Annotated in this window: 3 protein-coding genes, 1 tRNA gene and 2 rRNA genes (1 of these 6 running past the window's edge); 5 read left to right on the top strand and 1 reads right to left on the bottom strand. The window is 58.2% G+C overall.

What is annotated here, in order from left to right:
• The 3 genes from ACP150_RS04530 to ACP150_RS04520 all read left to right on the top strand — a co-directional run.
• A 23S ribosomal RNA gene (locus ACP150_RS04530) occupies positions 1-1,274 on the top strand (it extends 1,555 nt beyond the left edge of the window).
• A 209-nt stretch (positions 1,275-1,483) separates the two neighbouring features.
• A 5S ribosomal RNA gene (gene rrf, locus ACP150_RS04525) occupies positions 1,484-1,598 on the top strand.
• Positions 1,599-1,670: 72 nt separating this feature from the next.
• Positions 1,671-1,747: transfer RNA gene (locus ACP150_RS04520), tRNA-Met, on the top strand.
• 191 nt (positions 1,748-1,938) lie between these two features.
• On the opposite strand, the gene ACP150_RS04515 is transcribed toward ACP150_RS04520, so the two are convergent.
• Entirely contained in the window at positions 1,939-2,940 is a 1,002-nt protein-coding gene (locus tag ACP150_RS04515; RefSeq protein ID WP_424965428.1) for a LacI family DNA-binding transcriptional regulator, read from the bottom strand.
• A gap of 170 nt (positions 2,941-3,110) precedes the next feature.
• On the opposite strand from ACP150_RS04515, the gene ACP150_RS04510 reads away from it, so the two are divergent.
• A complete protein-coding gene (locus tag ACP150_RS04510) occupies positions 3,111-5,444 on the top strand; it encodes a DUF1989 domain-containing protein (RefSeq protein WP_424965348.1) in 2,334 nt (777 codons plus the stop codon).
• 239 nt (positions 5,445-5,683) lie between these two features.
• Positions 5,684-6,337, top strand: coding sequence for a hypothetical protein (locus tag ACP150_RS04505; protein ID WP_424965347.1), 654 nt, complete (start codon positions 5,684-5,686; stop codon positions 6,335-6,337).
• The last annotated feature ends 58 nt before the right edge of the window (positions 6,338-6,395 follow it).

The raw sequence follows: 6,395 nt of genomic DNA, 5'->3' as shown, positions 1-6,395 counted from the left end.
CCCTCCATGAGATCGTACCCTAAACCGACACAGGTGGACTGGTAGAGAATACCAAGGCGCTTGAGAGAACGATGTTGAAGGAACTCGGCAAAATACCTCCGTAAGTTCGCGAGAAGGAGGCCCCGTTTGTAGGCAACTATAGGCGGGGGGCACAAACCAGGGGGTGGCGACTGTTTACTAAAAACACAGGGCTCTGCGAAGTCGCAAGACGACGTATAGGGTCTGACGCCTGCCCGGTGCTGGAAGGTTAAAAGGAGGAGTGCAAGCTCCGAATTGAAGCCCCAGTAAACGGCGGCCGTAACTATAACGGTCCTAAGGTAGCGAAATTCCTTGTCGGGTAAGTTCCGACCTGCACGAATGGCGTAACGACTTCCCCGCTGTCTCCAACATCGACTCAGCGAAATTGAATTGCCTGTCAAGATGCAGGCTTCCCGCGGTTAGACGGAAAGACCCCGTGCACCTTTACTACAGCTTCACACTGGCATCAGGCCATGCATGTGCAGGATAGGTGGTAGGCTTCGAAGCAGGAACGCCAGTTCTTGTGGAGCCTTCCTTGAGATACCACCCTTGCATTGCTTGATGTCTAACCGCGGTCCGTTATCCGGATCCGGGACCCTGTGTGGCGGGTAGTTTGACTGGGGCGGTCGCCTCCTAAAGCGTAACGGAGGCGCGCGAAGGTTGGCTCAGAGCGGTCGGAAATCGCTCGTTGAGTGCAATGGCAGAAGCCAGCCTGACTGCGAGACTGACAAGTCGAGCAGAGTCGAAAGACGGCCATAGTGATCCGGTGGTCCCGAGTGGAAGGGCCATCGCTCAACGGATAAAAGGTACGCCGGGGATAACAGGCTGATGGTGCCCAAGAGTCCATATCGACGGCACCGTTTGGCACCTCGATGTCGGCTCATCTCATCCTGGGGCTGGAGCAGGTCCCAAGGGTACGGCTGTTCGCCGTTTAAAGAGGTACGTGAGCTGGGTTTAGAACGTCGTGAGACAGTTCGGTCCCTATCTGCCGTGGGTGTAGGATACTTGAGAGGAGTTGCCCCTAGTACGAGAGGACCGGGGTGAACGATCCACTGGTGGACCAGTTGTCGTGCCAACGGCAGTGCTGGGTAGCTATGATCGGACAGGATAACCGCTGAAGGCATCTAAGCGGGAAGCCCCCCTCAAAACAAGGTATCCCTGAGGACCGTGGTAGACCACCACGTCGATAGGCCAGAGGTGTAAGCGCAGCAATGTGCTCAGCTGACTGGTACTAATGGTCCGATAGGCTTGATTTGATCCAGTAGACGGCAAATGCCCCTGCGGATAATCAAAGCATACACAACAGACGTATTTGGCTTGGACGCCGATGTGAAAAAGCGCGCCACACCTGACAGTGTTCAATGTGGTACGCCCAGCAGATCAACGGTGTTGGAACGCGTTGTCGACTTTGTCGAAACGCTGCCTCCAACTAAAAGCCTTTGCTCTGCAAAGGCTTTTTCCTTGGTTTGGTGGTCATAGCGCGAGTGAAACACCCGATCCCATCCCGAACTCGGTCGTTAAGCACCGTAGCGCCGATGGTACTGCGTCTTAAGGCGTGGGAGAGTAGGTCACCGCCAAACCTAGAAAAAAGCCCATAACTCTCAATACGATCTCAACAAAAAGCGCCAGGCAGAAAATGCCAACGCAACTGGCGCGGGATGGAGCAGCCCGGTAGCTCGTCAGGCTCATAACCTGAAGGTCGTAGGTTCAAATCCTACTCCCGCAACCAAAAACACAATATATCTCAAAACCTTAACGCCCCATAGGGAGCTCTTGCGCTCGCGCAACCGGAGAAAGCGGGAAGAAGGTCACAGTCTCAACACTGTGTTAGGTAGGAAGAGGACCTGATCCGTCGAGCGGGTGGGCATGGTTCGGTCTGATCATGGGCCGCGATTCAGAGCATGGGGATCCAGACAGAGACTAAGTGGTCTTCATGACCGATTTGCGTGGGATGATTTGTGCGGGCAACGCGACAGAAGCGATCGTGGAGCTCCTCTCAAGTCTCGCGACCACCGACTCCGCCGCGACTTGCCCCATTTTGGTTGCGGGCAAATCGATTGTGGTCAGGCTCGGATGGGATTCCTTTGCCCAGTCCAGGTTGTCAAATCCCATCACCGACATGTCGTCCGGGATCGTCATTCCGACGCTTTGCAAGTGGAACATCACCCCGAGGGCCAAGACATCTGACAGGCACAGAATTGCGGTCGGGCGCTGGGAGGCCGTCAGAATGTCCCGGGCGGCATCGCGGCCCCCTTCAACGCTCAACGCGACATCCACGAAGCGCGGCTGGGTTTTGCCAAGGCACGCGTCAAGGACCCCTTTGCATCGTGACACGGTTCTATCGCTCTCATGATGCGGGCCATGCGCGACCGCAATGCGTTCATGACCATGGTCCTGCAGGAAGGTGACCGCATCGAAGGCGATCTGCCGATTGTCATATCCCACGGTGGGCACGCCACAGGCCGCGTCGAATACCGAGGTGAACACGACCGGTTTCGCGCGACGGTTCAGCAGGTCCATCAGCTCGGTATTGTGGTTCGCACCCGTCAGGATAAAGGCCTCGGCGCCCATCGCAATCAGTTGCTCGGCGGCGTTGAGCTCCTGTTCGAGATCGGCGTTCGATATCGCCAAGACGAGAGTATAGCCCAGACGGCTGAGGGTATGCTCTACGGCGGTAATGTATTTTGCATAGACCGAGTGTTCGATGCTGGGGATGATTGCCGCGATGGTTTTGGACTTTGCGGTTGAAAGGGCCCTGGCTGCCGGGTTGGGCACATAGTTCAACCGCTTTGCCGCCTCCAGAACCCTGGTCCGCATGTCCGGGTTCACCTTCGGATTCCCGTTCATCACGCGGGACACGGTTGCTGTGGACAGTCCGGTGTCTCGCGCGACGGCTCTGATTGTGCCTATTTTCTTAACCACTGAAATCCCGGCTGTTTGTCTTTCCACTATTTCTCTTGACTCGAAAAACGATCAGATCATTAACTTCTGCATCTCTGGAATGCTATTCGATCGGTCTCCGACGGCTAAGTCTTCCTCCTAAAGTAACCGGTTACTGAATGAAAGGTGACAGGTTTCGCACAAGGGCTTTGATGCAGAAAATGCGACTGGAAGGCCATATCCTCAACGGCGCGCGCCCAAGGCTGCGCGGCCTCGGTAAACCCACGGTTCTGGTCGAAGACGTTCTTTGCGGTGAAGCTGCGCGACTGGACGTCAAAGCGGGGTCCACGCTCTCGGTGACGAATGTTGATGGTGGTGGGCCAGCCCTGCTGACGCTGCTGTTGCCGGATCAAAGGACCTATTCCGCGACGCCTCTTGGCGTGCCAGTAGCGGATCAGGACCGACTGCCCCTGGAGCACTTTGATCGTCGAGAGATGGAGGCTTTGCTGCGGGCCCGGGATGGCAAAATTGCCGATGCGACGGGCGTTGCTCTGTTTGACACGACCTCCGAGCCGGGCGCTCTGCACGTCACCAAGGTGACGCAGGATTGCTCTGTATTCGTCATTGCCCCGGTGACGCGCGGGTTTGTCGAGACCGGTGGCGGATCCCGTTTCGCGTTGCGCGTACAACCGCCCGACAACCCATCGACCGAACTCGCCCTGCCGCGTCCGCTTGGGCGGATCAAGGACGAATGGCGCATCGCGCGGGGCACGGCCCTGGCCTATGAGGTCCGGAAGGGCCAGTTTGTGCAGGTGATCGATGTGGAAGGGCAGCAATGCTCGGATTTCATGGCGATGCGGGCCTCGGCGCTGGATGACGGGGTGGAGCGCTATATCGACTCGACCGTGTCACGCACAATGGCCCGCGCTGCCTATCCTCTGCCGGGGTTGCATGACAAATTCTACGACCAGGACATTCGTCCCCTTCTGGCCGTGCGCCAGGACACGGTTGGACGTCATGACACATATGCCCTGGCCTGCACCGCGCGCGGCTATGAGGATCGTGGATTTCCGGGGCATATCAACTGCTCTGACAATATCTCGAACGCGTTCGCACCCTATAGCATCGCCCGACGTGCGGCATGGCCGGCAATCAACTTCTTTTTCAACTCATGGGTGGACCCGGGGCATGGCGGCCTGAGCTCAGATGAGGCGTGGTCCCGCCCCGGCGACTACGTCGCCATGGAGGCGCTGACAGATCTGGTATGCGTCTCGACCGCCTGTCCCGATGACGTCGACCCGATCAACGGCTGGAACCCAACGGACATCCACGTTCGCATCTACGAAGAGGACAGCTCGATTACACATTCCGTATCCTGGCGGGCGCAGCCAGAGGATGGTGCGAAACTCACGCGGCACTCTGCCTTCCATCCGCGTACGTCAAAACTGACCAGCCATTTCAACGTCTCACGTGATCTTTGGATGCCCACCCATTTTGATGCCACAGGAGCGATTGAAGAGTATTGGGCCTGCAAGACGGCTGCGACGCTTCAGGACATGTCAGGTCTGCGCAAGTACGATGTGATTGGTCCGGACGCCGCCGCATTGTTGCAGCATTGCCTGACCCGCAACGTGGAAAAACTGGCGCAGCATCGTGGGTTCTATGCCTTGATGTGCGACGAGCGCGGCAGCGTGCTCGATGACGGGACGCTCTTTTGTATTGAACCCACGATTTACCGGTGGTGCTGCGGTTCGGACAATTCTGCGCTTCACCTGCGGGAAATGGCGGAAAAGCTGGGGCTGCAGGTGCATGTGCGTTCTCTTGGGCACCGAATGGTGAACCTCGCCCTGCAAGGCCCCAAGTCGCGAGATATCCTGAGCAAAATCGTCTTCACCCAGCCAGGGCGCCCGGCACTTGAGAACATAAAGTGGTTTGGCTTCACAATCGCGCGCCTCAAAGACCGCGACGGCCCGGTCTTCATGCTGTGCCGGACGGGATTTACGGGTGAGCTGGGCTATGAGATTTTCTGCGACCGTGATGACGCGCTTGCCATATGGGATGGCGTTATGGATGCGGGAGCGCCCGATGGGTTGGTCCCGATGGGCGGGGCTGCGCTTGATATGGTGCGGATAGAAGCCGGGCTGATGATTGCAGGCGCCGAGTTTGGCCCGGATGTCGATGCGATGGAGTCCGGGCTGAGCTTCGCCGTCGACTTCAAGAAAGACGATTTCATTGGCCGCAAAGCGTTGGAGCGCAACAAGGCAGCGATGCGCCGACGTCTGGTCGGGCTGACGTTTTCGGGCAAGGAGATGCCGGAGCATGGTGATCCGGTGTTTGTCGACCGCGAGCAGGTGGGCGTCGTCACCAGCGCCACGTATTCTCCCCAGCTTGGCCATGCAATCGCGATGGCCCGGGTCGCTGTCGAGAACAGCGACGACGGACAGAAACTCGAAACCGGGCGTCTGGACGGACATATGAAACGGCTGCCTTGCACCGTCTGCGCCCTGCCGTTCTTGGATCCAAAACGCGAGAAGGCCCGCGCCTGAGCGCAGCAAAACAAGATGTCGTCGTTTGCATGAACGTTTGGACGCACTGCGGCAGCCGAGCGGGGGGCGCCATGGCCGCCGCACGATCAGAGACCCTGTCAAAGGCAGAGCTGCCGGATCGTTTCGGATGTGTTCTTAGGTCGCGCGACGTCTCAATCAGTGGTGGAGAGGGCGAGATCTTCTGCCTCATGGGCGTGTCAGGCTCCGGCAAATCGACGCGTATATGCCATATCACCTGATTGATTGAGCCGACCTCAGGTGCAGTCCCGATCAACGCTGCCAAGGTCGGGAACATGGGCCCAGAGGCCTTGCGCGAAATACGCGCTGACAAGATCGGCATGGTGTGTCGGAACATGGCTTTGGTCCCGCAGCGTACCGTCCGCGACGATGCAGGCTCCTCGCTAGAATTGAACAGTTTAGATGGCATCACCGTCTTCCTCCGAGTGATGCTCAATGCGATCAGTGCTGAATTTGTTGGCCCGCCATGGATGATTGCGATGGGAGTTCTGACCGATCTTGGCGTTCAGCAGGCTCCCAAGAACACGAAAGAAGCCGCGCTGCGCTTCGGTGCGAACCCGCGGCAGTTTCTGACCAAGGTGGAGCGGCCGCTGGCGATGCCATCGATCATGGCAGGGATCAACCAACTCGTCATGACTAGCCACCCGATGGTCGGGATTGCGGCTCTAATCGGCGCGCGCGCGACTGGATATGTCACCAAGGCTGTGATCGATGGTCCACGCGTCAGAAGCGGAGATCGTCGAAGGCCTGTCGGACGGCAATGTCCGTGCCACGGGCACATCCTGCGCTTCCATCGCCTCTCGGGCACGCCAGCCCAGCCTTTTCACTGGGCAACGTCGCCAGCTGTGGACGGCGCGTTGGAGGAACCTCTTTGAATGCTGTGGCAAGCCCTGCACTGCGTTGAACGTTCTGCCCCCGGCCGATCCTGGAAAG

The sequence above is a fragment of the Dinoroseobacter sp. S375 genome, assembly GCF_049800775.1.
In the GTDB taxonomy this organism is placed as follows: Bacteria; Pseudomonadota; Alphaproteobacteria; order Rhodobacterales; family Rhodobacteraceae; genus Dinoroseobacter.
The sequence above is the reverse complement of the archived record's forward strand: the minus strand, read 5'-3'. Positions and strand labels throughout refer to the sequence as shown.

Bases quoted from the DNA above. Each gene is read 5' to 3' on its own strand.
- ACP150_RS04510 (WP_424965348.1), top strand. From the start codon at position 3,111: ATGCAGAAAATGCGACTGGAAGGCCATATCCTCAACGGCGCGCGCCCA.